The organism is Streptomyces sp. HUAS 15-9 (assembly GCF_025642155.1).
Taxonomy (GTDB): Bacteria; Actinomycetota; Actinomycetes; order Streptomycetales; family Streptomycetaceae; genus Streptomyces.
On the sequence record NZ_CP106798.1, the window covers coordinates 2,017,362 to 2,041,640 of the forward strand.

Here is a 24,279-nt window from a genome sequence, read left to right on the forward strand (position 1 = left end):
GCGAGGACCGGTTCAAGTCCTATGAGTTCTTTCAGAACTCATCTTGACCAAGTCATTGCTGGCCGATGAGACAGGGAGATAGCTTCGCCCTGCACCACCCGTCATGTACCCGCCCGAGCACCACCTGTGCCCGGGCGGTTTTCGTTTCAGGATGATGTGGAGATCCCATGGCTCATCTGCGCTCCAGACGCCGGCTCGCTCTCGCGGTGCCGGTGGTGCTGTCGCTGACCGCCTCGCTCGGCTTTCTGCCGGCGGCGGCCTCGGCGGCCCCGTTGACGGCCGGGGCGTCCCAGGCGGCGGACGGCTCCGGTCTCGCGTACGTGGTCAACACCCGCACGGACCACCGGACGATCGAGGCGGTGCAGAAGGCGATAGCCGCGAACGGCGGCACCGTCGTGGCGACGTACGACAGGATCGGCGTGATCGTCGTCCACTCCGCGAACCCGGACTTCGGCAAGCGGATGCGCGCCGTGCGCGGGGTGCAGTCGGCCGGCGCCACCCGTACCGCGCCGCTGAGCGCCGCGGGGACGACCGACGAGGGCGCGGTGCAGGTCCTGTCGAAGGCCGAGGCCGCGAAGGTCGCGCAGGGCGCGACGGCGGGCGAGGAGCCCCTCGAGGCCGACCAGTGGGACCTGCGGGCGATAGGCGCCGACAAGGCGGCCACGATCAACCCCGGCAGCAGGAACGTCACTGTCGGCATCATCGACACCGGTGTCGACGACACCCACCCGGACATCGCCCCGAACTTCTCGCCGTCCCAGTCGGCGAACTGCGTGAGCGGCAAGGCCGACACGACGTACGGCGCCTGGCGGCCGGTGGACGCCGACCACTACCACGGCACGCATGTGGCGGGTGAGATAGCCGCGGCCCGCAACGGCATCGGGGTCGCGGGTGTCGCCCCAGGGGTGAAGGTCGCGAGCATCACCGTCGCCCAGCCCGACTCGACGCAGCTGTTCTACCCGGAGAGCGTCGTCTGCGCCTTCGTGTTCGCCGCCGACCACGGCGTGGAGATCACCAACAACAGCTACTACGTTGACCCGTGGCTGTACAACTGCATGGACGACCCCGATCAACGTGCCATCGTGGACGCGGTCAACAGGGCCCAGATGTACGCCCAGCACAAAGGCACGCTCAATGTCGCCTCGGCGGGCAACTCCAACGACGACCTCGACTCGGACGCCCTCGTCGACGACTCCAGCCCCGACGACTCGACCGCCACGACCCGGACGGTCGATCCGCACAAGTGCTTCGACATACCGACCCAGCTGCCCGGTGTGGTCACCGTGAGCGCGGTGGGCGTCAAGGGCGCCAAGTCGTACTACTCCAGCTACGGCAAGGGCGTCGTCGACGTCGCGGGACCGGGCGGCGACAAATACCAGATCCCGGACACACCGTCGAAGAACGGCCGGATCCTGTCCACGCTGCCCAACGACCAGTACGGCTTCCTCCAGGGCACCTCGATGGCCTCCCCGCACGTGGCCGCCGTGGCCGCGCTGCTGAAGTCCACCCATCCGTATGCCTCCCCGGCCCAACTACAGGCCCTTCTCAAGGCAGAGGCGGACAACCCGGGCTGCCCGACCGACCCGTACGACGGTGACGGCGACGGGGTCGTGGACGCCACCTGCGTCGGCGGCAAGCGCGTCAACGGCTTCTACGGGTTCGGCGTGGTCGACGCGCTGCGCGCGGTCAAGTAGGGCCTGGCTCCCAGGACTTCCGCACGGCACTACTCGTACCGCGAACGAACTGGAGACACAGACACCATGACAGCGCCCCAGTCGCGCTACCGGCGTGCCATGGCGATCCCGGTCGGGATGGCCATGGCGACGGCCCTCGCGTTCCTGCCGAACGTCACGGCGTCCGCGGCCGACGCCACGACGGCGGTGGCCGATGACGCGCCCTCGCTCAGCTATGTCGTCAACGTCGGCCCCGGGCACGGCACTTCCGCGCATGTGAAGAAGGCCATCGCGAAGGTCGGCGGCACGGTCGTGATCTCGTACGACCGGATCGGCGTGATCGTCGTCCACTCGGCGAACCCGGACTTCGCCAAGACCCTCCGCACGGTGCGCGGGGTCGACTCGGTCGGTGCCACACGCAACGCGCCGCTGCCCGCGCAGTCGACCACCGACGTCGGCACCCCGAAGGTGCTGAGCGCCGAGGAGGTCGCAGACGCGCAGGCGGCCGACGGGCAGGACCCGTTGGAGCCGCTGCAGTGGGACCTGCCCGCCATCAAGGCGGACAAGGCACACGAGAAGACCCTCGGCAGCCGGGACGTCACCGTCGCCGTCATCGACACCGGCGTCGACGACACGCACCCCGACATCGCGCCGAACTTCGACCGCGGCGCCTCCGCCAACTGCGTGTCGGGCAAGCCGGACACGACCGACGGCTCCTGGCGGCCCAGCGCGGCGGAGAGTCCGCACGGCACGCATGTGGCGGGCGAGATCGCGGGCGCCAAGAACGGCGTCGGCATCACCGGTGTCGCGCCCGGCGTCAAGGTCGCCGGCATCAAGGTGTCCACCACCGCCGGCTACTTCTACACGGAGGCCGTGGTCTGCGGCTTCATGTGGGCGGCCGACCACGGCGTGGACGTGACCAACAACAGCTATTACACCGACCCGTGGTACTTCAACTGCAAGGACGACCCGGACCAGAGGGCGCTCGTCGACGCCATCACCCGGGCCTCCCGCTACGCGGAGAAGAAGGGCACGGTCAACGTCGCGGCGGCGGGCAACGAGAGTTACGACCTCGCGTCCGACTCGATCACCGACCCGGTGTCGCCGAACGACGGCACCCCGTCGGACCGGGTGATCGACCCGCACAAGTGCTACGACATACCGACCCAGCTGCCGGGTGTCGTCACGGTCGCGGCGACCGGGGCCAAGGGCATCAAGTCGTCCTTCTCCAACTACGGCCTCGGGGTCATCGACATCGCCGCGCCCGGCGGTGACTCGACGGCCTACCAGAAGCCGGAGCCCCCGGCGACCAGCGGTCTGATCCTCGGCCCGCTGCCGGGCGGCAAGTGGGGCTACATGGCGGGTACGTCGATGGCGACCCCGCATGTCGTGGGTGTGGCCGCATTGATCAAGTCAACCCATCCGCATGCCCCGGCGGCGCTGGTGAAGGCGCTGCTGTACGCCGAGGCGGACGCCACGCCGTGCACGGACCCGTACGACATCAACGGCGACGGCAAGGTCGACGCGGTGTGCGAGGGCGTGAAGAACCACAACGGCTTCTACGGCTGGGGCACGGCGGACGCGCTGGCGGCGGTGACCAAGTAGAGCCTGTGTGCAGATGACCCGGGCCGGGCGGCACGACCGCCCGGCCCGGGCGTCTTGTGCGACAGGATCTTCGTCATGCTCGAGTATGAAGATCCAGCGACCTGGAGTACCGAACCGGTCCGGCCCCGGGGACAGTTGGTGCTCCGCTTCCTGGCCACGGCCGCGTACCTGCCCGTACTGTGTCTGCTTGCCCCCGCGTCGTGGGCCTTCCTCTTCGCCGTGGGGCTGGTGGCCGAGGTGATCGCCGCGTTCAGCGACTCCGAGCGGTGGTTCGACAGGTTCATGGACCGGGTGCTGGACCGGACGATGAGACTGCCCGCCTGGTGCGTGACCTGGCCGGAACTGCGGCATGAGGGCGACACCGGCTACTACCGGGCACGGGTCGACAAGAAGGTCGCCGACTGGACCCGGCGGGCATCGAGGCCGGTCGTGCCGAAGAAGCCGCGACCGCCTGTCGAGTGTGCGATACCGCTGCGCGACTACCGCGGTGCGGGCGGGCGCTACGTCGCCGAAGTCGCCCTCGCCCAGGGCTGGGAGCTGCGCCCCACCGATGTCGGCAAGGAGGTGCGCCTGTGGTGGGCCGCCGCCAAGGTTGATTGAATCAATACTTCATAGTGCAGTCATGACTGCACTCAAGTTTGCTTGGGACACGGTGGGCGGCGATCCCGCTCTGCTCTCGCGTGTGTCGACCGTCTTGCGCCGGGGTGCGCTCGAAGCGAAGCTGCCCGTACGGGAGTTGGCGCGTGCCTGTGTGGCCGCCTGCGCGCTGGCCGCCGCCGAGTTGGGCGCGCGGCGGGCCGGGCTCGGTGAGGTGCCGGAGGTCCGGGTCGACGACGCGGCGGTCGCGGCGGCCTTCCACAGTGAGCGGCTGCTGCGGGTGGAAGGGCGGGCGCCGGTCGTCTTCGCGCCGCTGTCGCGGTTCTGGCGGACCGCGGACGGCTGGGTGCGCACCCACGCCAACTATCCACACCACCGGGCACGGCTGCTGGGCGCGCTGGGGCTGCCGCGGGACGCCCCGGCGCCGGTGTCGGACGTCGCCGCGCGGCTCGCCGAGCGGTCCGCCCTGGAGGTGGAGGAGACGGTGTACTGCGCGGGCGGCCTCGCCGTCGCCCTGCGCACGCCCGAGGAGTGGGCCGCGCACGAGCAGTCCGCCGCGCTGGTGCGGTGCCCGCTGGTGGAGCGCGAGCGGCTGGGCTCGGCGCCCGTGCGCGTGCTCGCGCCGGTCGGGGCGCTCCCCTGCTGCCGGCCGCCGGGCTGCGGGTGCTGGATCTGACCCGGGTCCTCGCGGGCCCGGTCGCCACCCGCACGCTGGCCCTGCTCGGCGCGGACGTACTGCGCGTGGACGCTCCGCTGCTGCCCGAACTCCCCGACCTGCACGCGGACACGGACATCGGGAAGCGGTCGGCGACGCTGGACCTCGCCACCGGGCGCACGGTCTTCGAGGATCTGCTGGCCGAGGCGGACGTCGTGGTCACCGGCTACCGGCCGGGCTCCCTGGACCGCTTCGGGCTGTCCCCGGAGGCGCTCGCCGAGCGGCGGCCCGGGCTGGTCGTGGCGCAGGTGTCGGCATGGGGCACCTACGGGCCGTGGGCCGGGCGGCGGGGCTTCGACAGCCTGGTGCAGGTCGCGACCGGCATCGCGACGATCGAGGGATCGGCCGAAGAGCCCGGCGCCCTGCCGGCGCAGGCCCTGGACCACGGCACGGGCTATCTGCTGGCGGCCGCGGTGCTGCGGGCGCTGACGGAGCAGTCGTACGACGGCGGCAGCCGAATCGTGCGGCCGGCGCTGGCCCGGACGGCGGCCTGGCTGACGCACGGGATCGAGCACCGCCCGGCAGGCACCACCACCCACGACGCGGCACACCCCCCGCTCGCCGAACGGGACAGCGCACTGGGACGGCTGCGATACGCCCCACCGCCGGTGTCCTTCACCGACGGACCGACCGACTGGGCGCGACCGCCGGGAGTCTGGGGAGCGGACGCACCCCGGTGGCACTGAGTGCGGGGGTGGCCGGAAACGTATCAGTGGACGGAACGCCCATCCCCCGGTTGCTTTCCTTTACTTGCCCCGTTTTGTGACCGCTGGCGAGGATCCAGGTGTGACGTTGATACGACCGACCGCGAAGGCGGACGGCGAGAGCCCGGCCGGCCGCCGGACCGGAGTGGTCCGGGCCGCCGCCGTCCTGGTCCTCGTGACGCTCGCCGCGCTGATATCCCTGCTGGGGCCGTCCGCCGCGCTGCACGGCACCGGCGAGGCGTCCGCGCCCGGCGTGGGCGGCTTGGCCCTGCTGCGCACGGCGCTGTTCACGGCCCTGTGCGTACCGGTGGGTGAGTTGTTCGTGAACCGGCTGGCGCAGCGGTTGCCCGGCGCTCCCCCGGACACCCCGCGCAGCTGGTCCCCGTACGCGGCAGCGACGGGATTCGTCGCCGCGCTCGGCCTCGCCTCGGTCGTGGCGACCGGGAACCTGGTGCCGCACAGCCTGTCCCAGATCGACGTCGGGGGGCTGTACTCCACGCGCGACGGCGCGCTCGCGCTGATCGAGGTCAACGCGTTCTTCGTCGCCGGTCTGTGCGCCCTGTCGCGTCGGCCCGGCACCCAGGTCTGGCCCCTGGCCGCGGTCGTCCTCGCGGAGGCCCTGCGCGCACACCCCACGACGGAGCACGGCCCGCTGATCGGCTCGGGCCTGACGCTCGTCCACCTGACGTGCGCGGTCCTGTGGGCGGGCGCCCTGCTGCATGTGCTGCGGACGCTGCGGCTCTGGCCCGATCGCGGAGGCGAGGCGGGCGCCGCGCTGCTGGGGCTCTACGCGCGCGTGGCCGCCGTACTGCTCGCGGCGATCACCGCCACCGGCCTGTGGAGCACCCTGCGACGGATGCCGGCGGACACGGTGCTGCACCAGCTGACGGCGACCGCCTACGGTCGCGTCCTGCTCGCCAAGGTGATCCTCGTGACGGTCGTCGCCCTGCTCGCCCTGTGGGCGCGAATCCGGCTGCGCCGGGCGCCCGACCCGCTGACCGCGTGCGTCCCCGCACGGGCCGAGGTCATCGCGCTCGGCGTGGTCATCACGGTGTCGGGGCTGCTGACGGCCCTCCCGCTGCCGATCCGCTGGTGACCGGCCGACGCCTCAGCCGGTGACAAGACCTAGAGCGCGGCGATGCCGTCACCACGCCGAGGCCGCTGACAGCCCTGCCGCAGCCGAACCACTGAAGACCGGCCGACGCCTCAATCGGTCACGAAAACCTAGAGCGCGGCGATGCCGTCACCACGCCGAGGCCGCTGACAGCCCTGCCGCAGCCGAACCACTGAAGACCGGCCGACGCCTCAGCCGGTGACGAGGACCTTGAGCGCGGTGCGCTCGTCCATCGCCTTGTAGCCGTCCGGTACACCCTCCAGGCCGACCGTCAGATCGAAGACCGGCGACGCGTCGACGGTGCCGTCCAGGACGTCGGGCAGCAGTTCCGGGATGTACGCGCGGACCGGTGCGACACCGCCGCGCAGGGCGATGTTGCGGTCGAACATGACGCCGAGGTCGAGGCCGGTGCCGCTGCCGTGCGGCACGCCGACGAAGCCGATCGCGCCGCCGTCACGGGTGATGTCGACCGCCGTACGCATCGACTGCTCGGTGCCGACGGCCTCGACGACGGCGTGCGCGCCCTGGCCGCGGGTGAGTTCACGGACCGCCTCGACGGCCGCCTCACCGCGCTCGGCGACGACGTCGGTCGCGCCGAAGCGGCGGGCGATGTCGGTACGGACCTGGTGGCGGCCGAGCGCGATGATCCGCTCGGCGCCGAGGCGCTTGGCGGCCAGCACGGCGCACAGGCCGACGGCACCGTCCCCGACGACGGCGACGGTGGCACCGGGCCGGACGCCCGCTCCCAGGGCGGCGTGGTGGCCGGTGCCGAGGACGTCGGACAGGGTCAGCAGGGCGGACAGCAGGTGGTCGTCGGAGGCCGCGTCCTTGGGCAGCTGGACGAGGGTGCCGTCGGCGAACGGGACGCGCACCGCCTCGCCCTGGCCGCCGTCGTACCCGACGGAGCCCCAGAAGCCGCCGTGCTCGCAGGACGTCGTCAGGCCCTCGCGGCAGTAGTCGCAGACGCCGTCCGACCACATGAAGGGGGCGACCACGAGATCGCCGCGCCGCACGGTGCTCACCTCGGAGCCGGTCTCCTCGACGACGCCGAGGAACTCGTGGCCGATCCGCTGGCCCGGCTGCCGGGCCGCCTCACCGCGGTACGCCCACAGGTCGCTGCCGCAGATACAGGCGCGCAGCACGCGCACCACGGCGTCGGTGGGCAGCTGCACCACGGGCTCGGGAACATCCTCCACGCGCATGTCGTACGGGGCGTGGATGGTGGTGGCGCGCATGGCGAGGGTCCTTCTCTGATCCGCGGTTCCGGGGGCGCCCAGGGGGTGGTCGAGCGCACTTCACGGTACGCCGCCGCCGACGCGCGCCGCTCGCCGAGGGTGCTCCGGACCGCTTGCCGTCGATCTCCGCGAACGGGATCCGCAGGACGGCCCATCCGCACGACGATCCGTCCGCAAGGCGGTCTAGACGCCCGCCGCCCCCAGCAGACTTCCTGCGGCGTACGTGACCCCCATGGCCAGCGCCCCGCCCGCCACGTTCCGCAGCACCGCGCGCCTCGGGTCGGCCGCGCCGAGCCGGGCGCTGCTCCACCCGGTGATGACGAGTGCGGCCAGCACGGACACCACGGTGACCGCGAGCCGCACCTGGGCCGGCGGCAGGACGATCGCGAGCAGCGGCAGCAGGGCGCCGACGGTGAAGGCCAAAAAGCTGGCCCAGGCCGCGTGCCAGGGATTGGTCAGCTCGTCCGGGTCGATACCGAGCTCCACGCGCGCGTGGGCCCTCAGCGCGTCCCGTTCCGTCAGCTGGACCGCCGCCTCCCGCGCCACGTCCCGGGTGAGCCCGCGCTCCTCCAGCAGCCCGGTCAGCTCCTCCAGTTCGGCGTCCGGCTGCTCCCTCAGCTCCCGCTTCTCCATGGCCAGCGCGGCCAGTTCCGAGTCGCGCTGGGTGGACACGGACACATACTCGCCCGCCGCCATCGACATCGACCCGGCGAGCAGCCCGGCCAGGCCCGCCGTCAGCAGGGCGGCCCGGTCGTCCGTCGCCCCGGCGACACCGACGACGAGCCCCGCGGTGGACACGATGCCGTCGTTCGCGCCCAGTACCCCGGCCCGCAGCCAGTTCAGCCGGGAGCCGAGCGCGCCGCTGTGCGCCTCGTCGTGGGTTGGTTCGGTCACATGCCCGAGGATCGCACCTTCGGTGTCACCAGACCCGTACCGACGCTCCCCGCGCGAACACCGGGCTCGTCGCGTCCGCGGGCGGCTGTGCCAGGGGCTCGGCCAGCTCCTCGACCGTGGGGCCCGCCTTCGCCGCGATCGGGTCGAGGAGGTCGAGGTCGAAGCCGTACAAGCGGGCCGCGTTGCCGCCGAGCATCGCAGCGACCTCCTCCCGCGGCACACCCGCGAACGCGAAGCGCAGTCCTTCCCGGGAGTAGGGGTAGGTGCCCTCGTCGTGCGGGTAGTCGCTGCCCCACATGATCTTGTCGAGGCCGATGCGGTCGCGCAGCGGCACCTCGTGCGGGCGCATGAAACTCGCGCCGACGAAGCAGCTGTCGCGCCACACCCGGGACGGCGCCTCGCCCATGCCGACCGCGAGGCCCGCACCGAACTTGGCCTCGGCCGTGGACGCCCGCGCCGCCGCCGCGACCATGCGGCCGTGGTAGTAGTCCAGCATGTCGAGCACGCCGGGGATCCAGCCCGAGCCCTGCTCGGTCAGGACCAGCTTGAGCCCCGGGTGGCGGCGGAAGGCGCCGCCGAAGACGAGGTGCCACAGCGCGCGGTGGGAGAACCAGGTCGTCTCGACCATGAAGACCGCGCGGGCGGCCGGTTCGTCGCCGAGCGGAGGGGACGCCGAGCCCGCGTGGTGGTTGACGGGGACGCCGAGTTCCGCGCAGACGGCCCAGATCGGGTCGTACGCCTTCGAGTACAGCTCGGGCAGGCCGGAGCCAGGCGGTGTGCCGGGCAGCATCGGGCCGCCCCTGAGGCCCGCCGCGACCGCCCACCGGATCTCCTTCACGGCCTCCTCCACGTCGTTCAGGAGGATCTGGAAGACGCCCGCCCGGCGGCCGGGCGCGGCCGCGCAGAAGTCGGCCAGCCAGCGGTTGTGGGCGCGCAGCCCCGCCCAGCGCATCTCGAACTCCGCCGCGGTCGGTGCCGGGGCCATCAGCGAGCCGGAGGGAAAGAACGGCGGGATGGTGTTCGGGAAGACGACCTCAGCGACGATGCCGTCCCGCTCCAGCTCCGCGAGGCGGCGCTCGGAGTTCCAGTTCCTGTCGGCCGTGTCGGCGAGCAGGTCCTCGTACGGGTTGACGTAGGTGGCCGCCCACGCGTCGAACGCGTCGTGGTGGCGCTTGTCCAAGTAGGGCCGGTAGTCGAGCAGATCGGCGCCCGCGTGGCAGTCGGCCGAGATCACCGTGTAGCGGTCGTCGCTCATGGCGTCACCCCCAGGACCGGGAAGTCGTTGTCGGTCAGCCAGTGCCGGCCCGCCTCGCGCGAACGCGCCCAGGACGCCTCGACGGCCGCCTGGTCGTCCGGCTGGCCGAGGTCGGCGGGCGTGGGGCCGATGCGGCGGGCCAGCGGGGTGAGCCGCTCGACGTCGAAGCCGAAGACGTCGGCCGCCGCCAGGCCCAGCATGCGGCGCGTCTCGGTGACCGGGATGTCGTGGAAGGTGCGCCGCAGCCACGCGCGCGTGTCGGGCCAGGTGCCCTCGGGGTGCGGGAAGTCGCTGCCCCACAGGATGTTGTCGACGCCGATCTCGTAGCGCTGGGCGAGTTCGCGGCGCTTGGTGTTGGTCGCGCAGATGAAGATCTGGCGGTCGAGGTACTCGTGCGGCGGGCGCTTCAGCTCCTCGAAGGGGGAGAGCTTCTTGCCGCCGTGCGCGCCGAGGTAGAGCCGGTCCATGAACCACAGCAGGTTGGGCAGCCACCAGCAGCCCGACTCGGCGACCCCGAACCTGAGGCCGGGGTGCCGCTCGAACACGCCCGACCACAGCAGGAACCAGAGCGGCCGCGCGGGCCACCAGGTGACCTCGGCGACATAGATGCCCAGGTGGTCGCCGTACTCGTGGCGCGGGGCCGCGCCGGAGTGGGTGACCACGGGCATCCCGCACTCGGCGGCCGCCGCCCACACGGGGTCGTAACGGCGGTCGTGATAGGGCTTCTTGTCGACCCACATGGAGGGGATCATCAGGGCGCCGAGACCGGACTCCCTGGCCCGGTGGACCTCGGCGACGACGTCGGGGACCTCGCCGGTGATGGGCAACAGGGCGACCCCGCAGTGCCGTTCGGGGTGCTGCGACACGAAGTCCGCCAGCCAGCGGTTGTGCGCCCGCGCACCCGCCATGCCCAGCTCAGGGTCCTGGTCGCCGGACAGCCCCAGACCGACCCCGAAGGGCGCGGCCGTCCGGCTGTCCACGGCGTCGGCGTCCGGGAAGACGACCTCGGCGACCACTCCGTCCCCGTCGAGCTCCTTGAGGCGCTGCGCGGTGTCCCAACCGCCGCGCAGTCCCTCGGCGTTGTCCTGGAACCACTTGCTCGCGAACGCCTCGTTGCGGATGCCGAGCCGTGTCATCTCCTCGCGGCGTCGTTCCTGGCCCGCGAGGAACTCGTCGAAGTCCCGGTGGAAGCGGGAGTCGAGATAGGGCCGGTACTCCTCGGTGGGCAGCCCGGCGTGGCAGTCGGAGGAGATGATCAGGTACGGGTCCTGGCCGGTCACGTCGGCCTCCTCAGTCTCGGTCCAGGATGAAGCTCTCCAGGTACGACGGGTTCGCACGGTCGAGCATCGAGCGCGCCCGTGCCCGGATCTGCGCGTCGCTGTGCTCGCTCGCGGGCAGCAGCCAGAAGCGGTCCGCGCGGATGCCGTCCACGACGAGGTCCGCGACCTCCTCGACCGGCGTGAAGCGCACTTCTTGGCCCGCCTCGCGCATCGCGGCCTCCCATTGGCCGAGGCTGCGGTACGGGGCCTTGCGGGGCCGCTGCTTGGCGTACCGGGCGGGCCGGTTGCGGTGCGACTCCCACAGGCCGGTGCGCAGCATGTGCGGCCCGGGGAAGAGCACCGAGGCGCCCACGCGCGCGTGCTCCGCCTTCAGATGGGCGTACAGGGACTCGGTCATGGTGACGACGGCCGCCTTGGTGACGGCGTACACGGAGGCGGTGGGGAGCGGGGCGATGCCGCCGTCACCGGAGGACGTGTTGACGACGTGACCGGGCTCGCCGGAGGCGAGCATCCGCGGCAGGAACGCCTGGATGCCGTGGAAGACGCCCCAAACGTTGACCGCGAACGCCCACTGCCAGTCGTTCGGTTCGTGCTCCCACATGCGTCCCTCGGCGCCCGAGCCGACCCCGGCGTTGTTGCACAGGACATGGACGGCCCCGTAGGTGTCGTACGCCGACTCCGCGAGGTCCAGGACCTGTTCGCGCTCGCCGACGTCGACCACGCGCGCGTGCACGTCGGCACCGTCCGCGCGCAGGTCCGCCGCGGCCTTCTCCAGTGCGGTCTCCTCGACGTCGGCGAGGACCACCTTGAGACCCTCCGCGGCGAACCGCCGGGCCATCGCCAGGCCGATCCCGCCGGCCGCTCCGGTGACGACGGCGACCTGTCCCGCCCTCAGTTCCATCAGGCGCTCCCCTCGGGAGGCGCGTCGAGAACCTGCCGCGGATCGTCGTAGCGCTGGTGGACGTACGGCAACAGGGCCTGCGCGCCGACCCGTTCGACGACCCGGCCGCTCTGGTCGCTGGTCTTCTCGCCGAGGGTGATCTCCAACAGGCGGCGGACGGGCAGGTCCGCGACCGGGTCGTACATGGACTCCCGCAGGACGACGTCCCCGGTGATCCCCTCCAGCCTGCGGACCTTCTCGTGGCGCACGCAGTGCACGAGCACCGGGTCGGCGTCGAAGCCGGAACCGTCCACCGCGGGAAGGAACTTGAAGTAGAAGTCGGTCTTGCGGGAGGACTCCGGCAGGGGCAGGGGGCCAGTCACCGCCCCGCGCACCTCCACGAAGGCGATGCCGTGCCGGGCGAGCGCGGCACGGACGACGAGACCGTCGCGCTCCACGGTCACCTCGCCGAGCTTCTTGGGCTCCCCGAAGACCTCGCGGCCGCCGATGAGGGCGCGTTCGTGGGTCATCGGCATGACGAGCGGGTACCAGCCCTCGACCGAGTCATGGGCGGCGGCGACGGCGAACGAACCGGCGCCGAGCGGGTATCCGGGTAAATCAACCTTGCTGATGTTCACCCGGACGAGTGGCCGTGCCGTCGGTTCGAGCGGGGGCGGCAGGACCGCGGCGACCGCGTCCGGGTCGGTCTCCCAGAGGGCCACCACACCGGTGGACCAGATGTCGGGGAGCTTCGCGCCCGCGGTGCGCGCGGCGGTGAGCTCCGCCTCGGTCCGTGCGCCGTACCGTACGCGTGCCATACGCCGTACCGCCCTTCCGTCGACCGTCATCCGCCCGGGCGGCAGCACGCTTGCACCGGGCGGTGAAAAGGTCCATAGCGGCGGCCCCGACATTCACGCCATTCACGGCACGCGCGCGCGGTGTGCGGACGGGTGCCGTGGCGGGGCGTCAGGAGAGCGGCCGGGGACGGGAGTGTCGGTCGCGGCCCGTATCCTCAGTGACCATGCTCGATGACCGTACGACCGCAGCGTCCTCCCCCACCCGGTGGCCGGCCGCGTATCCGAAGGGATACGCGGTCGTTGACGTGGAGACCACCGGCCTGGCCCGGGACGACCGGATAATCTCCGCGGCCGTCTACCGGCTGGACGCGCGCGGCGAGGTCGAGGACCACTGGTACACGCTGGTCAATCCGGAGCGCGATCCGGGCCCGGTGTGGATCCACGGTCTGACGAGTGAGGTGCTGGAGGGTGCGCCGCTCTTCGACGACATCGCCGAGGAGTTCGGCGCCCGTCTCGACGGCCGGGTGCTCGTCGCGCACAACGCGGTCTTCGACTGGCAGATGATCGCGCGTGAGTACGCGCGCGCGAAGCGCGAGCCGCCGGTGCGGCAGCGGCTGTGCACCATCGCGCTCTCCAAGGAGCTGGGGCTGCCGCTGCCCAACCACAAGCTGGAGTCCCTCGCGGCACACTTCGGGGTCGTGCAGCAGCGGGCGCACCACGCGCTGGACGACGCGCGCGTGCTGGCCGAGGCGTTCCGGCCCAGTCTGCGGGCCGCGGCGCGGGGCGGCGTGCGGCTGCCGCTGCTGGAGTGCCGGCCGCTGACCGAGTGGAACGACCGGCCGGCGGCCCTGATCGGCCGTCAGCCGGGTGGGGGCTACGGCGGCTACCGGCCGACGAGTTGGCGTCCGTCCCGCAAGCGGCCCGCGTGCCCCCACCCCAACCCCGGGCGGTACGAAGACGGCAAACGCCTCAAGCAGGGCATGCGGGTCGCGTTCTCCGGGGACACCTCGGTCGACCGCGACCTGCTGGAGGACCGGGCGGTCGAGGCCGGGCTGCATGTCGCGACGAGCATCTCCCGGCTCACCAGCCTGCTCGTCACCAACGACCCGGACTCGGGCACGTCGAAGGTGGTCAAGGCGCGGCAGTTCGGGACACCGGTGGTGGACGAGGCGGCGTTCGGGCAGCTCCTCAGGGACGTCGAGCCCGCGTCGGAGAAGTGACCGTACGGATGGGTGATTGCCGTGCGACTCGCCCGGAGCCCACTCGCCCGGGCGGCGGCGACCGCTCACCCTGTGGCCCATGGCGAAATGCGAAGTTTGCGGCAATGACTACGGAATGACCTTCGAGGTCCATGCCCAGGGCGCGGTACACGTCTTCGACTGCTTCTCCTGTGCGATCCACCGCATGGCCCCGGTCTGCGAGCACTGCAAGGTCTCGATCATCGGCCAGGGCGCCGAGGCCGACGGCAACTTCTACTGCGGCGCCCACTGCGCCCGCGAGGCGGGGAAGGTGGGGATCGTCGACCGCGTGTGAGCCGGTACCCGCCCGATTGCACCCCGCGACCGAGTTGTACCGTCGTGGGGTGCACCGCTACCGCTTCCTGCTCACCCGCCAGTGGGTGATCCTCACCCTCGTCGCGATCGCGCTGATCCCGACGATGATCGAGCTCGGCTTCTGGCAGGAACACCGGTACCAGGAGCGCAGCGCACGCAACCAGCTGGTCTCCGACGCGCTGCACGCCAAGCCGGTACCCGTGGAGCAGCTGACCTCGCCCGGCCACACCGTGACCAGCGGCGAGCGGTACCACACCGTGACCGCCAAAGGCCGCTTCGACACCGGCCACGAGGTCGTCGTGCGCCGCCGCACCAACTCCGACGACGAGATCGGCTACCACGTCCTGACCCCGTTCGTCCTGACGGACGGCAAGGTACTGCTGGTCAACCGGGGATGGATCCCCGCGAACGCCAGGAGCCAGACCGCGTTCCCCGAGATCCCCGCCCCGCCCCGCGGCGAGCTCACCGTCACCGGCCGGCTGATGCCCGACGAGACGACCGCGGCGAGCGGCATCAAGGACCTCAAGGGGCTGCCGGACCGGCAGATCATGCTGATCAGCAGCGCGCGGGAGGCCCGGCGCCTGGACGCCCAGGTGCTCGGCGGGTACATCGCGCAGACGACGCCCGAGCCGAAGGGCGACACCCCGGAGCTGATCGGCGAGCCCGGCAACGAGGACGCCCCGCTGAACTACGCGTACATGATCCAGTGGTGGCTCTTCGCCGCGGGCGTCCCGGTGGGCTGGTGGGTCCTGGTACGACGTGAGCTGCGCGACCGGATCGAGGCGGCGCGGCGGCCGAGCGAGGACCCGGAGCCGGCCGCGGTGTGAGCCGGCCGGCAGGTCCGACGCGCGGCATCGCCGTCGCCGGTGCGTCACTCCCCCGGCCGATGCCCTGATTGCCCCCTCGGCCCGCCGGGAACCCGCAACTGCGTGCACCCGTGCATCGAGGACTACGCGCTCATCGGCGACGAACAGACGGCCGCCCTGGTCGGCAGGGACGGCTCCATCGACTGGCTGTGTCTGCCGCGTTTCGACTCCGCCGCGTGCTTCGCCAGACTCCTCGGGGACGAGGAGAACGGCCACTGGAGGATCGCCCCCAAGAAAGCGGGCACCTGCACGCGCCGCGCCTACCGCCCCGACACCCTGGTGCTGGACACCGAGTGGGAGACCGACGAGGGGACGGTCCGGGTCACCGACCTGATGCCACAGCGTGAACGCGCCCCCGACGTCGTACGCATCGTGGAGGGCGTCAGCGGCCGGGTCACCGTGCGCAGCGTGCTCCGTCTGCGCTTCGACTACGGCGCGATCATCCCCTGGATGCGCAGATCCGGCGGCCACCGGGTGGCCGTCGCCGGGCCGGACTCGGTGTGGCTGCGCAGCGAGCCCGCCGTGCGGACGTGGGGCAAGGACTTCGGCACGTACTCGGAGTTCACCGTCGAGGAGGGCGAGCGGGTCGCGTTCGTCCTCACCTGGCACCCCTCGCACGAGCCCCGTCCCCGGCTCGTCGACCCGTACGAGGCACTGCGCTCCAGTGTCACGGACTGGCGGCGCTGGACGGTCCGCTGCGCGTACGACGGTCCGTACCGGGACGTGGTCGTCCGGTCCCTGATCACCCTCAAGGCCCTGACCTACGCCCCGACCGGTGGCATCGTCGCCGCAGCCACCACCTCGCTGCCCGAGGAGCTGGGCGGTGTGCGCAACTGGGACTACCGGTACTGCTGGCTGCGCGACTCCACCCTCACGCTCGGCGCCCTGCTGTCCGCGGGCTACCACAAGGAGGCCCAGGCCTGGCGCGACTGGCTGCTGCGGGCGGTGGCGGGCGACCCGGGGCATCTGCAGATCATGTACGGCGTGGCGGGTGAGCGGAGGCTGCCCGAGTTCGAGGTGCCCTGGCTGTCCGGCTTCGCGGAGTCGGCACCCGTACGGATCGGCAACGGCGCCGTGAGCCAGCTCCAGCTGGACGTGTACGGGGAGGTCCTGGACTCGCTGTGGCTGACCCGGCGCGCGGGCCTGTCGCCCAGGCCGCACATGTGGTCGCTCCAGGGCGTCCTGCTGGAGTGGCTGCGCGAGCACTGGCGGCAGCCGGACGAGGGCCTGTGGGAGATGCGCGGCGGCCGCCGTCACTTCGTGCACTCGAAGGTGATGGTGTGGGTGGCCGCCGACCGGGCCGTGCGCACGCTGGAGGAGCACCGGGAGCTGCCCGGGGACGTGGCGGGCTGGCGCGCGCTGCGGGACGAGGTGCACCAAGAGGTGTGCGAGAAGGGCTACGACCCGCAGCGGAACACCTTCACGCAGTACTACGGCTCGCGCGAACTGGACGCCGCCCTGCTGCTCATCCCGCGTGTCGGCTTCCTGCCGCCCGACGATCCGCGCGTCGTCGGCACGGTCGACGCGGTCCGCGAGACGCTCGGGCACGGCGGCTTCGTACGCCGCTACGACAGCTCGGACGCAGTGGTAGACGGACTTCCCGGCCAGGAGGGCGCGTTCCTGGCGTGCTCGTTCTGGCTCGCGGACGCCCTGCACATGACGGGCCGTGCGGACGAGGCACGGGAGTTGTTCGAGGGGCTGGTCGCTCTCGCCAACGACGTGGGGCTGCTGGCCGAGGAGTACGACCCGGTGGCCGGCCGTCTGCTCGGCAACTTCCCGCAGGCGTTCAGCCACATCGGCCTGGTGAACACCGCTCTCGCCCTGTTCGGGGGCGACGGGGCAGGATAGGGGCCATGGATCTTGGACTGAAGGACCGGGTGTACGTCGTCACCGGGGCGACGCGCGGACTGGGCAACGCCGCCGCGCGCGAGCTCGTCGCCGACGGGGCGAAGGTGGTCGTCACGGGGCGGGACGAGAAGCGCGTCGCGGACGCGGCGGCCGAACTGGGCCCGAACGCGGCCGGGGTGGCCATCGACAACGCCGACCCCGAGGCTCCGGCGCGGCTGATCGCGGCCGCCCGTGAGCACTTCGGCGGCTTCGACGGCGTCCTCGTCAGCGTCGGCGGCCCGCCGCCCGGGTTCATCGCCGACAACACGGACGAGCAGTGGCGTACGGCGTTCGACTCCGTGTTCCTCGGCGCGGTGCGGTTGGCTCGCGCCGCGTCGGCCGAGTTGGAGGCGGGCGGTGTCATCGGCTTCGTGCTGTCGGCTTCCGTGCACGAGCCGATTCCGGCGCTGACGATCTCCAACGGGCTGCGGCCCGGCCTCGCCGGGTTCGCCAAGTCGATCGCGGACGAGCTCGGGCCGCGGGGGATCCGTGTCGTGGGCCTGCTGCCCTCGCGCATCGACACGGATCGCGTGCGCGAGCTGGACGCGTTGTCGGCGGATCCCGAGGCCACCCGGGCCGCCCATGAGTCCCGGATTCCGTTGCGCCGGTACGGGACGCCCGAGGAGTTCGGACGGGTGGCCGCGTTCTTGATGTCTCCGGCCGCGTCCTATCTGACCGGGATCATGGTGCCTGTCGACGGCGGGATGCGGCACGGGTTCTGAGGGCCGCTGCCTCAAGTGACCCTCTCTGCCCGGTGCTTGACCGCCCGGAGTCTTACCTCCGCCGGTAGCTTCGCCAGGCCCGCCGACTCGCGGGCGTGGGTCAGGGACTCGGTGGTGAGGGCGTGCAGGGCCGCCCCGGGGTCGACGTCCGGCTCCAGTTGGAGCCAGACGTGGGCCTCGGGAGCGGTGCGCCTGCCCGTCAGTGTGGCGTGTGCGTGCGCCACGCCGTCCAGGCGTGCCGCGTCGAGGACGAGCACGCCCTCCAGGGCCCGCCCGCGCAGCAGCGCGCCCTCGCCGTCGCCGGTGTCGACGAGCAGTTCGGCGAGCCGGCGCCGGCGCAGCACCGCGGCGAGCCACCACAGGGCGAGCAGGACGAGGACGGCGAGCACGGCGAAGACCGTCGGCCACCACCAGTCGGCGTCCCGCCAGCGCGTCCGCCGGGCCGCGCCGAGCAGGACGTCATGGCGCCCGTCGTGGATCCACCACGACGGGGGCCGCACACCCAGGCCCACGGCGAGCACCGAGCCGCCGACGGCGACCAGCAGCAGCCCCACGACTCCGATCAGCACGCGGTTGACCGCCCTGAGCATCGCCCTCACCCCTTCCGTCCGGGCCGCGCGACATGCAGGGTCAGCGCGGGCGGCCGGGTCAGGCCGAGGCCCCTGATCGCATCCTTGAGGGTGCCGTCCAGGTCGGCGCGTACGTCGTCGAGGTCGCGGAAGTGCGAGACCGCGCGGACGTCGGCCTTCCGCCGCCGCAGCCGCACCCGCACCGCCCGGACACCCGCGATCTCCATGGCGCGGTCGCGCAGCACCATGGCCGCGGCGTCGCGCCGCAGTGCGGCCCGGACGTCGGGGTGCGGGCGCCGCATCGGCAGCAGGGCACGCAGACCGGGCGTGACGGCGAGCACGATCAGCCACAGGCCGAGGGCCGCGGCGACTCCGGCGCCGACCAGCACCCAGATGTCGTCGAGGGGCCGCGTGGAGAGCTGGCCGGCCAGCTCGCGGCGCCAGCGCATCGCGGGCCGGTGGGCTCGTACGGCGGCAATGTCGTAGAGGAAGGCGGCCGCGACGACCAGGAGCAGCAGCGCGACGATGCCCGCGGGGACGCGGCGCACCGACCAGAAGCGGTCGCTGCGGCCGTCGGTTCCTTCCTCCGCCGCCGGTGGGGGCGGCTCGGGCGCCTTCTCGATGACGGTCAGCGGCTGTGTGGTGGTCTCGGATCCCCGGGGCTCGCTCATCGCGTCCTCCCCTGTGCCGTGCCCTGTGGGTGCGCCGGGTGCAGCCGCTCCACCTGGACGGCGACCTCCGGCACCTCCATTCCCACCAACGCGCCTACCCGCTCGACGACATGGCGACGCACGGCCGCGCACCGGGCGCCGATGTCGCTCGGGTAGTCGAGTTCGAGGTGGACGCGGACGCGGACCGTGTCGTGGTGGACGACGACCGTGGCCTGCGGGGCGGCGGCTTCCTTCGTCAGCGGTGCGACCGCCTCGCGTGCGGCCTCGGCCGCGATCTTGGCGACGACCCGGTCGGCGATCCGCAGCGCACCGCGTTCCCCCGGTGCCACCACCGCCGGGAGTCTGCGCGGGTCACCGGCTCCCTCATGCACGGAGGTCACCGCCGCCGGTCGCGCCGGTCGTCACGGGTGCGGAAGAAGTCGCCCAGTTCCAGGTCCCCCTCCAGGAACCGGCCGACGACGAACCCGACGGCGCCCAGCGCCGCCACCAGCAGGAAGGCACCGAACCCGCCGAAATATCCGGCGAAGCCGAGCGCCATCCCGGCGATCATGCCGACCACGGCCATGCTCATGCTGCGCTCCTCAGCTCCTCAGCCGTGCGTTGTCAGGTCGCCGGGCGTCACTGGATCCGGGGCTCCGGCTCCTCTTCTTCTTCCTCGGGCAGCTTGACATCACTCACCGCGATGTTGACCTCGACGACCTCGAGTCCGGTCATCCGTTCCACCGCGGCGACCACGTTCTCGCGTACGTCCCGTGCGACATCGCCGATCGACACGCCGTAGTCCACGACGATCTCCAGGTCGAGTGCGGTCTGCACCTCGCCGACCTCGGCCTTCACCCCTCGGGTCACCGACTTCGAGCCGCCCGGCACCCGGTCCCGTACGGCCCCGAAGGTCCGCGAGAGTCCACTGCCCATGGCATGCACGCCGAGCACGTCCCGCGCGGCCATCCCGGCGATCTTCTCCACGACACCGTCGGCGATGGTCGTGCGCCCCCGGCCCGCCGGATCGCCGCCACCGCGTCGGGTGGGCTTGCGCGTGGTCACCGGCTGGTCGCCCTCGGGGGTCGTCGTCCGGTTCTGCTCCGTCATGTCGGTCATGGCCGTACGTCCCTTTCGGTCGTCGTCCCCTCCGACCACGGTAAGCGCGGTTGCTCGGTCGTGCGCCGGGGATGCGGCAGGCTGGAGCAATGACGGCGGATGGATGGACACAGGCCGTACGGCATCAACTCGGGCTCGGCAGGCTGCTTCCGCTCGGCGGCCCGCGCGACGGCGTGTGGATCGCGGAGGCGGCGGCCCGCGCGGTGCTGCTGCGCGCGGCGGCAAAGGTGCCGGGCGTCGTGCCGGGCGCGCTGCGGATCACGCTCGCCGATCCGGGAGACGCGCCCGAGGCCGCCGTACCGGCGCCGCCGGCGGCGTTTGCCCCGGGACCGCTCCGGGTGACGGCGGACTTCGCGGCGACGGCGGCCGAACCCCTGCCGGCGACGGCGTCCCGGCTGCGGCTGGCGCTGGCGAGCACGGCGGCGGACGGTCTCGGCCTCGCGCTCGCGGAGGTGGACCTACGGGTGACGGACCTGCTGGAGGAACAGGCGGAGCCCTCTGAGGTGAGCCCGCCGCAGCCTGCGCGGGCCCGCCAGGCGACGGATCCGGACGAGGTCCGCGCGGCGGCGGCAGCGCTCTCCGTCCCGGGCGTGACCCATCTGACCGGCTCCCTGGGCGGGCTCGGCCGGGCGGTGCACATCGAGGAACGGCAGGAGGACGCCACGCTGCCGCACCGCCACGTCCGGGTGGAGGTGGCGGTGGACGGACAGCGCCGGGTTCTGGACGTGGCCCGGCAGGTGCGCGCGGCGGTGCGGGAGTCGCTGGACGATCACCCGACGGTGGCGGTGCTGGTCACCACGGTGAGCTGAGCGCGCGACCGTGTCGGGCTCATTCGCCCACGCCGGCCAGGTCCCGCAGTCGGCGGGCCTGGGCCTGCCGCTCGGCGGCACGCTGCTCCTCGTACGAACGGCCGCTCGCGCCGCGCAGCAGGGCCTTGGTCTCCACGACCGCGTCCCGGGGCGCGGCGAGCAGCGCGGACGCCAGGTCCCGCACCGCGCCGTCGAGTTCGCCGGCGGGCACGGCGAGGTTGGCCAGGCCCGAACCGACGGCCTCCTCGGCATGGACGAACCGCCCGGTCGCGCAGATCTCCAGCGCGCGGGCGTATCCGACCAGCTCGACCAGCGGGTGCGTACCCGTCAGGTCGGGCACGATCCCAAGGCTCGTCTCGCGCATGGCGAACTGCACGTCGTCGGCGACAACGCGCAGGTCACAGGCGAGGGCCAGCTGGAAGCCGGCACCGATGGCATGCCCCTGGACGGCGGCGATGGACACGATGTCGTTCCGCCTCCACCAGGTGAAACCCTCCTGGTACTCGGCGATGGTCGCGTCCAGCGCGGCGTCGTCGCGGCGCGCGATGTCGGTGAACGTCGGCTCGCCCGGGATCCCCTCCGGCGTGAACATCTGACGGTCCAGGCCGGCGGAGAAGGACTTGCCCTCACCACGCAGCACGACGACCCGGACGGAGCCCGGCAGCAACCGCCCGGCCTCGGCCAACGCCCGCCACAGAGCTGGGCTTTGGGCGTTGCGCTTGGCCGGGTTGGTCAGCGTCACCGTGGCGAGCGCGTCGTCGACGGTGAGCCGTACGCCGTCCTTGTCGAGTACAGGAGCGAGGTCCTGGGCGGGCGAAGCCATGGGGCGCCTCCGATGGGTGCGGTCATCCTGCGCACCGTACGACATCTGGTCGTACGACGACACAGCTAAGTGACTGCACAGTAACCACCCGGCCGATCACCCGACCGACCGGGTGGCCACCATCGAAGCCGATGGGCCGCCCGAGGTCAGGACGTTGCGGCCTTCTTGCCCCGGGTCGCTCCGCCACGCCCACGCAGCGTGACGCCCGACTCGCTGAGCATCCGGTGTACGAAGCCATACGAGCGGCCGGTCTCCTCGGCCAGCGCCCGGATGCTCGCACCGGAGTCGTACTTCTTCTTCAGGTCTGCCGCGAGCTTGTCGCGCGCGGCGCCGGTCACCCGGCTGCCCTTCTTCAGAGTCTCGGCCACCCGTGCCTCCTCATGGGAAGTGCGCTCTGGTCCCCTCATGATCACCCCTCCGGGGCGTGATGGCCACCCATTCGGCAAGGTCCGTGAGACATGGTTGTGACGACAGGAGTACATCCCCACAAGCGGAATCTGCAATTCCGAACACTCGTACCCATACCGCCGAACGGGTTCTTTCACGAAGTGCCAGGTCAGAGACGCGACGCGACCGACCCCTTGTCGACAAAGGGATCGGCAGCGAAATCGATGTAGGACACACCTCGATACGAGGAGATCTCACACAGATGATGGATCACGGCTAGGCCGAATGATCCATAGCCAGTGGATCACCGATTCGATCAAGCGAGCGCGACGAGATCCGCGTAGCCCGCGCCCCACAGGTCCTCGACGCCGTCCGGCAGCAGGATGATCCGCTCCGGCTGGAGCGCCTCGACGGCGCCCTCGTCGTGGGTGACGAGGACGACCGCGCCCTTGTAGGTGCGCAGCGCGCCGAGGATCTCCTCGCGGCTGGCCGGGTCGAGGTTGTTGGTCGGCTCGTCGAGCAGCAGGACGTTCGCCGACGACACCACGAGCGTGGCCAGGGCGAGACGGGTCTTCTCGCCGCCGGAGAGCACACCGGCGGGCTTGTCCACGTCGTCGCCGGAGAAGAGGAAGGAGCCCAGCACCTTGCGGACCTCCACGAGGTCCATGTCGGGGGCGGCCGAGCGCATGTTCTCCAGGACCGTGCGCTCGGGGTCCAGGGTCTCGTGCTCCTGGGCGTAGTAGCCGAGCTTGAGGCCGTGGCCGGGGACGACCTCGCCGGTGTCGGGCTGCTCCACCCCGCCGAGCAGCCGCAGCAGGGTGGTCTTTCCGGCACCGTTGAGACCGAGGATGACGACCCTCGAGCCCTTGTCGATGGCCAGGTCGACGTCGGTGAAGATCTCCAGCGAGCCGTACGACTTGGACAGCCCCTCGGCCATCAGCGGGGTCCTGCCGCAGGGCGAGGGCTCGGGGAAGCGGAGCTTGGCGACCTTGTCGGACTGGCGGACCGCTTCGAGGCCGGACAGCAGCTTCTCGGCGCGGCGGGCCATGTTCTGCGCGGCGACCGTCTTGGTGGCCTTGGCGCGCATCTTGTCCGCCTGGGAGTTGAGCGCGGCGGCCTTCTTCTCGGCGTTGGCGCGCTCGCGCTTGCGGCGCTTCTCGTCGGCCTCGCGCTGCTGCTGGTAGAGCTTCCAGCCCATGTTGTAGATGTCGATCTGGGCGCGGTTGGCGTCCAGGTAGAACACCTTGTTGACGACCGTCTCGACCAGGTCGACGTCGTGGGAGATCACGATGAAGCCGCCGCGGTAGGTCTTCAGGTAGTCGCGCAGCCAGATGATCGAGTCCGCGTCGAGGTGGTTCGTCGGCTCGTCGAGCAGCAGCGTGTCCGCGTCGGAGAACAGGATCCGGGCCAGCTCGATACGGCGGCGCTGACCGCCGGAGAGCGTGTGCAGGGGCTGGCCGAGCACACGGTCGGGCAGGTTGAGCGCGGCGGCGATGGTGGCGGCCTCGGCCTCGGCGGCGTACCCGCCCTTGGTGAGGAACTCGGTCTCCTGGCGCTCGTACTGCTTGAGGGCCTTCTCGCGGGTGGCGCCCTTGCCGGTGGCGATGCGCTCCTCGTTCTCGCGCATCTTGCGGATCAGTATGTCGAGGCCGCGCGCGGACAGGACGCGGTCACGGGCGAGGACGTCGAGGTCGCCGGTGCGGGGGTCCTGGGGGAGGTAGCCGACCTCGCCGGAGCGGGTGACGGTGCCTCCGGCGGGGATGCCGTCGCCGGCCAGGACCTTGGTCAGGGTCGTCTTGCCTGCGCCGTTGCGGCCGACGAGACCGATGCGGTCGCCCTTGGCGACACGGAAGGAGGCGTTCTCGATGAGGATGCGGGCACCGGCGCGCAGCTCGATACCGGAGGCGGAGATCACGGACAGACTCCAGGGCGGAGGGGGTTGGCGGGTGGGCGGCTGAGGACGTTCCCGCCGTCTAATGCGCGAGGAGAATGGCCATGGGCCAAGTCTAACGGGGCGATGCAAGCGCTTTTTCTGCGCGCAGACGTACGGCTGCGGGTGCCCAGGTACCCCTGCCCGGGCACGCCGAGCACTCCACCCCAGCTCGCGAAGGTGACCGCCACGCACGGTCCGGTCCCCCGCACACA

The 24,279-nt window shown here is 71.9% G+C and carries 24 protein-coding genes and 1 pseudogene; 11 read left to right on the top strand and 14 right to left on the bottom strand.

Annotated elements, in window-relative coordinates:
* Positions 1-167: 167 nt before the first annotated feature.
* The 5 genes and pseudogenes from N8I87_RS09210 to N8I87_RS09230 all read left to right on the top strand — a co-directional run bounded on the left by N8I87_RS09210 (position 168) and on the right by N8I87_RS09230 (position 6,390).
* The gene (locus N8I87_RS09210; RefSeq protein WP_263207208.1) at positions 168-1,694 is read left to right on the top strand and encodes a S8 family peptidase; all 1,527 of its coding nucleotides are present in this window, start codon (positions 168-170) and stop codon (positions 1,692-1,694) included.
* 66 nt (positions 1,695-1,760) lie between these two features.
* Positions 1,761-3,278 (top strand): S8 family peptidase, encoded by a 1,518-nt coding sequence (locus N8I87_RS09215; protein ID WP_263207210.1) that lies wholly within the window; start codon positions 1,761-1,763, stop codon positions 3,276-3,278.
* 75 nt (positions 3,279-3,353) lie between these two features.
* On the top strand, positions 3,354-3,878 hold the full coding sequence (locus N8I87_RS09220) for a hypothetical protein (protein WP_263207212.1): 525 nt from the start codon (positions 3,354-3,356) through the stop codon (positions 3,876-3,878).
* Positions 3,879-3,900: 22 nt separating this feature from the next.
* Positions 3,901-5,276, top strand: a pseudogene (locus N8I87_RS09225) (CoA transferase).
* A 100-nt stretch (positions 5,277-5,376) separates the two neighbouring features.
* Complete coding sequence (locus tag N8I87_RS09230; protein WP_263207214.1) at positions 5,377-6,390, top strand: CopD family protein; 1,014 nt, start codon at positions 5,377-5,379, stop codon at positions 6,388-6,390.
* Between the two features lie 209 nt (positions 6,391-6,599).
* Here N8I87_RS09230 and N8I87_RS09235 read toward each other — a convergent pair whose 3' ends face one another.
* From N8I87_RS09235 to N8I87_RS09260, 6 genes are all read right to left on the bottom strand, one after another.
* Entirely contained in the window at positions 6,600-7,643 is a 1,044-nt protein-coding gene (locus tag N8I87_RS09235; protein ID WP_263207215.1) for a zinc-dependent alcohol dehydrogenase family protein, read from the bottom strand.
* A 183-nt stretch (positions 7,644-7,826) separates the two neighbouring features.
* A complete protein-coding gene (locus N8I87_RS09240) occupies positions 7,827-8,537 on the bottom strand; it encodes a VIT1/CCC1 transporter family protein (RefSeq protein ID WP_263207217.1) in 711 nt (236 codons plus the stop codon).
* A 25-nt stretch (positions 8,538-8,562) separates the two neighbouring features.
* Positions 8,563-9,792: an amidohydrolase family protein gene (locus N8I87_RS09245; RefSeq protein ID WP_263207219.1), complete on the bottom strand. Its 1,230-nt coding sequence runs from the start codon at positions 9,790-9,792 to the stop codon at positions 8,563-8,565.
* Positions 9,789-11,072 carry an amidohydrolase family protein gene (locus tag N8I87_RS09250; RefSeq protein ID WP_263207221.1) on the bottom strand — a complete coding sequence of 428 codons (1,284 nt, stop codon included), beginning with the start codon at positions 11,070-11,072 and terminating at the stop codon, positions 9,789-9,791. Before N8I87_RS09250 ends, N8I87_RS09245 begins: the two co-directional genes overlap by 4 nt.
* Before the next feature lie 10 nt (positions 11,073-11,082).
* Positions 11,083-11,973 carry an SDR family NAD(P)-dependent oxidoreductase gene (locus N8I87_RS09255; RefSeq protein WP_263207223.1) on the bottom strand — a complete coding sequence of 297 codons (891 nt, stop codon included), beginning with the start codon at positions 11,971-11,973 and terminating at the stop codon, positions 11,083-11,085.
* Entirely contained in the window at positions 11,973-12,770 is a 798-nt protein-coding gene (locus N8I87_RS09260; protein ID WP_263207225.1) for an acetoacetate decarboxylase family protein, read from the bottom strand. Before N8I87_RS09260 ends, N8I87_RS09255 begins: the two co-directional genes overlap by 1 nt.
* Before the next feature lie 203 nt (positions 12,771-12,973).
* Here N8I87_RS09260 and N8I87_RS09265 point away from each other — a divergent pair, with 203 nt between their 5' ends.
* The 5 genes from N8I87_RS09265 (at position 12,974) to N8I87_RS09285 (ending at position 17,777) form a co-directional block, all read left to right on the top strand.
* The gene (locus N8I87_RS09265; protein ID WP_263207227.1) at positions 12,974-13,969 is read left to right on the top strand and encodes a DEDDh family exonuclease; all 996 of its coding nucleotides are present in this window, start codon (positions 12,974-12,976) and stop codon (positions 13,967-13,969) included.
* Between the two features lie 79 nt (positions 13,970-14,048).
* The gene (locus N8I87_RS09270) at positions 14,049-14,282 is read left to right on the top strand and encodes a hypothetical protein (protein ID WP_263207229.1); all 234 of its coding nucleotides are present in this window, start codon (positions 14,049-14,051) and stop codon (positions 14,280-14,282) included.
* 49 nt (positions 14,283-14,331) lie between these two features.
* On the top strand, positions 14,332-15,129 hold the full coding sequence (locus N8I87_RS09275) for an SURF1 family cytochrome oxidase biogenesis protein (RefSeq protein WP_263207231.1): 798 nt from the start codon (positions 14,332-14,334) through the stop codon (positions 15,127-15,129).
* A gap of 102 nt (positions 15,130-15,231) precedes the next feature.
* The gene (locus N8I87_RS09280) at positions 15,232-17,016 is read left to right on the top strand and encodes a glycoside hydrolase family 15 protein (RefSeq protein ID WP_263207233.1); all 1,785 of its coding nucleotides are present in this window, start codon (positions 15,232-15,234) and stop codon (positions 17,014-17,016) included.
* Between the two features lie 5 nt (positions 17,017-17,021).
* Positions 17,022-17,777: an SDR family oxidoreductase gene (locus tag N8I87_RS09285; RefSeq protein ID WP_263207235.1), complete on the top strand. Its 756-nt coding sequence runs from the start codon at positions 17,022-17,024 to the stop codon at positions 17,775-17,777.
* An 11-nt stretch (positions 17,778-17,788) separates the two neighbouring features.
* Here the strand turns inward: N8I87_RS09285 and amaP are convergent, their stop codons facing one another.
* From amaP to N8I87_RS09310, 5 genes are read right to left on the bottom strand one after another with little or no spacing between them, the layout of a single operon-like run.
* On the bottom strand, positions 17,789-18,367 hold the full coding sequence (gene amaP / locus N8I87_RS09290) for an alkaline shock response membrane anchor protein AmaP (RefSeq protein ID WP_263207237.1): 579 nt from the start codon (positions 18,365-18,367) through the stop codon (positions 17,789-17,791).
* A gap of 5 nt (positions 18,368-18,372) precedes the next feature.
* The gene (locus N8I87_RS09295; protein ID WP_263207239.1) at positions 18,373-19,017 is read right to left on the bottom strand and encodes a DUF6286 domain-containing protein; all 645 of its coding nucleotides are present in this window, start codon (positions 19,015-19,017) and stop codon (positions 18,373-18,375) included.
* Positions 19,014-19,397 carry an Asp23/Gls24 family envelope stress response protein gene (locus N8I87_RS09300; RefSeq protein ID WP_263207240.1) on the bottom strand — a complete coding sequence of 128 codons (384 nt, stop codon included), beginning with the start codon at positions 19,395-19,397 and terminating at the stop codon, positions 19,014-19,016. The genes N8I87_RS09295 and N8I87_RS09300 overlap by 4 nt, the downstream gene beginning before the upstream one ends.
* Entirely contained in the window at positions 19,394-19,588 is a 195-nt protein-coding gene (locus tag N8I87_RS09305) for a hypothetical protein (RefSeq protein WP_263207242.1), read from the bottom strand. The genes N8I87_RS09300 and N8I87_RS09305 overlap by 4 nt, the downstream gene beginning before the upstream one ends.
* A gap of 47 nt (positions 19,589-19,635) precedes the next feature.
* Positions 19,636-20,115: an Asp23/Gls24 family envelope stress response protein gene (locus tag N8I87_RS09310; protein WP_263207244.1), complete on the bottom strand. Its 480-nt coding sequence runs from the start codon at positions 20,113-20,115 to the stop codon at positions 19,636-19,638.
* Between the two features lie 89 nt (positions 20,116-20,204).
* On the opposite strand from N8I87_RS09310, the gene N8I87_RS09315 reads away from it, so the two are divergent.
* Complete coding sequence (locus N8I87_RS09315; protein ID WP_263207246.1) at positions 20,205-20,924, top strand: nucleopolyhedrovirus P10 family protein; 720 nt, start codon at positions 20,205-20,207, stop codon at positions 20,922-20,924.
* Positions 20,925-20,943: 19 nt separating this feature from the next.
* Here N8I87_RS09315 and N8I87_RS09320 read toward each other — a convergent pair whose 3' ends face one another.
* The 3 genes from N8I87_RS09320 to N8I87_RS09330 form a co-directional block, all read right to left on the bottom strand.
* A complete protein-coding gene (locus tag N8I87_RS09320; protein ID WP_263207248.1) occupies positions 20,944-21,747 on the bottom strand; it encodes an enoyl-CoA hydratase/isomerase family protein in 804 nt (267 codons plus the stop codon).
* A 146-nt stretch (positions 21,748-21,893) separates the two neighbouring features.
* Entirely contained in the window at positions 21,894-22,115 is a 222-nt protein-coding gene (locus N8I87_RS09325) for a helix-turn-helix domain-containing protein (RefSeq protein ID WP_010355597.1), read from the bottom strand.
* 335 nt (positions 22,116-22,450) lie between these two features.
* Complete coding sequence (locus N8I87_RS09330) at positions 22,451-24,049, bottom strand: ABC-F family ATP-binding cassette domain-containing protein (protein ID WP_263207253.1); 1,599 nt, start codon at positions 24,047-24,049, stop codon at positions 22,451-22,453.
* Positions 24,050-24,279: the final 230 nt, after the last annotated feature.

Bases quoted from the DNA above. Each gene is read 5' to 3' on its own strand.
- N8I87_RS09310 (WP_263207244.1), bottom strand. From the start codon at position 20,115: ATGACCGACATGACGGAGCAGAACCGGACGACGACCCCCGAGGGCGAC.
- N8I87_RS09220 (WP_263207212.1), top strand. From the start codon at position 3,354: ATGCTCGAGTATGAAGATCCAGCGACCTGGAGTACCGAACCGGTCCGG.
- N8I87_RS09305 (WP_263207242.1), bottom strand. From the start codon at position 19,588: ATGAGCATGGCCGTGGTCGGCATGATCGCCGGGATGGCGCTCGGCTTC.
- N8I87_RS09315 (WP_263207246.1), top strand. From the start codon at position 20,205: ATGACGGCGGATGGATGGACACAGGCCGTACGGCATCAACTCGGGCTC.
- N8I87_RS09285 (WP_263207235.1), top strand. From the start codon at position 17,022: ATGGATCTTGGACTGAAGGACCGGGTGTACGTCGTCACCGGGGCGACG.
- N8I87_RS09320 (WP_263207248.1), bottom strand. From the start codon at position 21,747: ATGGCTTCGCCCGCCCAGGACCTCGCTCCTGTACTCGACAAGGACGGC.
- N8I87_RS09255 (WP_263207223.1), bottom strand. From the start codon at position 11,973: ATGGAACTGAGGGCGGGACAGGTCGCCGTCGTCACCGGAGCGGCCGGC.
- N8I87_RS09235 (WP_263207215.1), bottom strand. From the start codon at position 7,643: ATGCGCGCCACCACCATCCACGCCCCGTACGACATGCGCGTGGAGGAT.
- N8I87_RS09260 (WP_263207225.1), bottom strand. From the start codon at position 12,770: ATGGCACGCGTACGGTACGGCGCACGGACCGAGGCGGAGCTCACCGCC.
- N8I87_RS09215 (WP_263207210.1), top strand. From the start codon at position 1,761: ATGACAGCGCCCCAGTCGCGCTACCGGCGTGCCATGGCGATCCCGGTC.
- N8I87_RS09245 (WP_263207219.1), bottom strand. From the start codon at position 9,792: ATGAGCGACGACCGCTACACGGTGATCTCGGCCGACTGCCACGCGGGC.
- N8I87_RS09270 (WP_263207229.1), top strand. From the start codon at position 14,049: ATGGCGAAATGCGAAGTTTGCGGCAATGACTACGGAATGACCTTCGAG.
- N8I87_RS09210 (WP_263207208.1), top strand. From the start codon at position 168: ATGGCTCATCTGCGCTCCAGACGCCGGCTCGCTCTCGCGGTGCCGGTG.
- N8I87_RS09265 (WP_263207227.1), top strand. From the start codon at position 12,974: ATGCTCGATGACCGTACGACCGCAGCGTCCTCCCCCACCCGGTGGCCG.
- amaP (WP_263207237.1), bottom strand. From the start codon at position 18,367: ATGCTCAGGGCGGTCAACCGCGTGCTGATCGGAGTCGTGGGGCTGCTG.
- N8I87_RS09295 (WP_263207239.1), bottom strand. From the start codon at position 19,017: ATGAGCGAGCCCCGGGGATCCGAGACCACCACACAGCCGCTGACCGTC.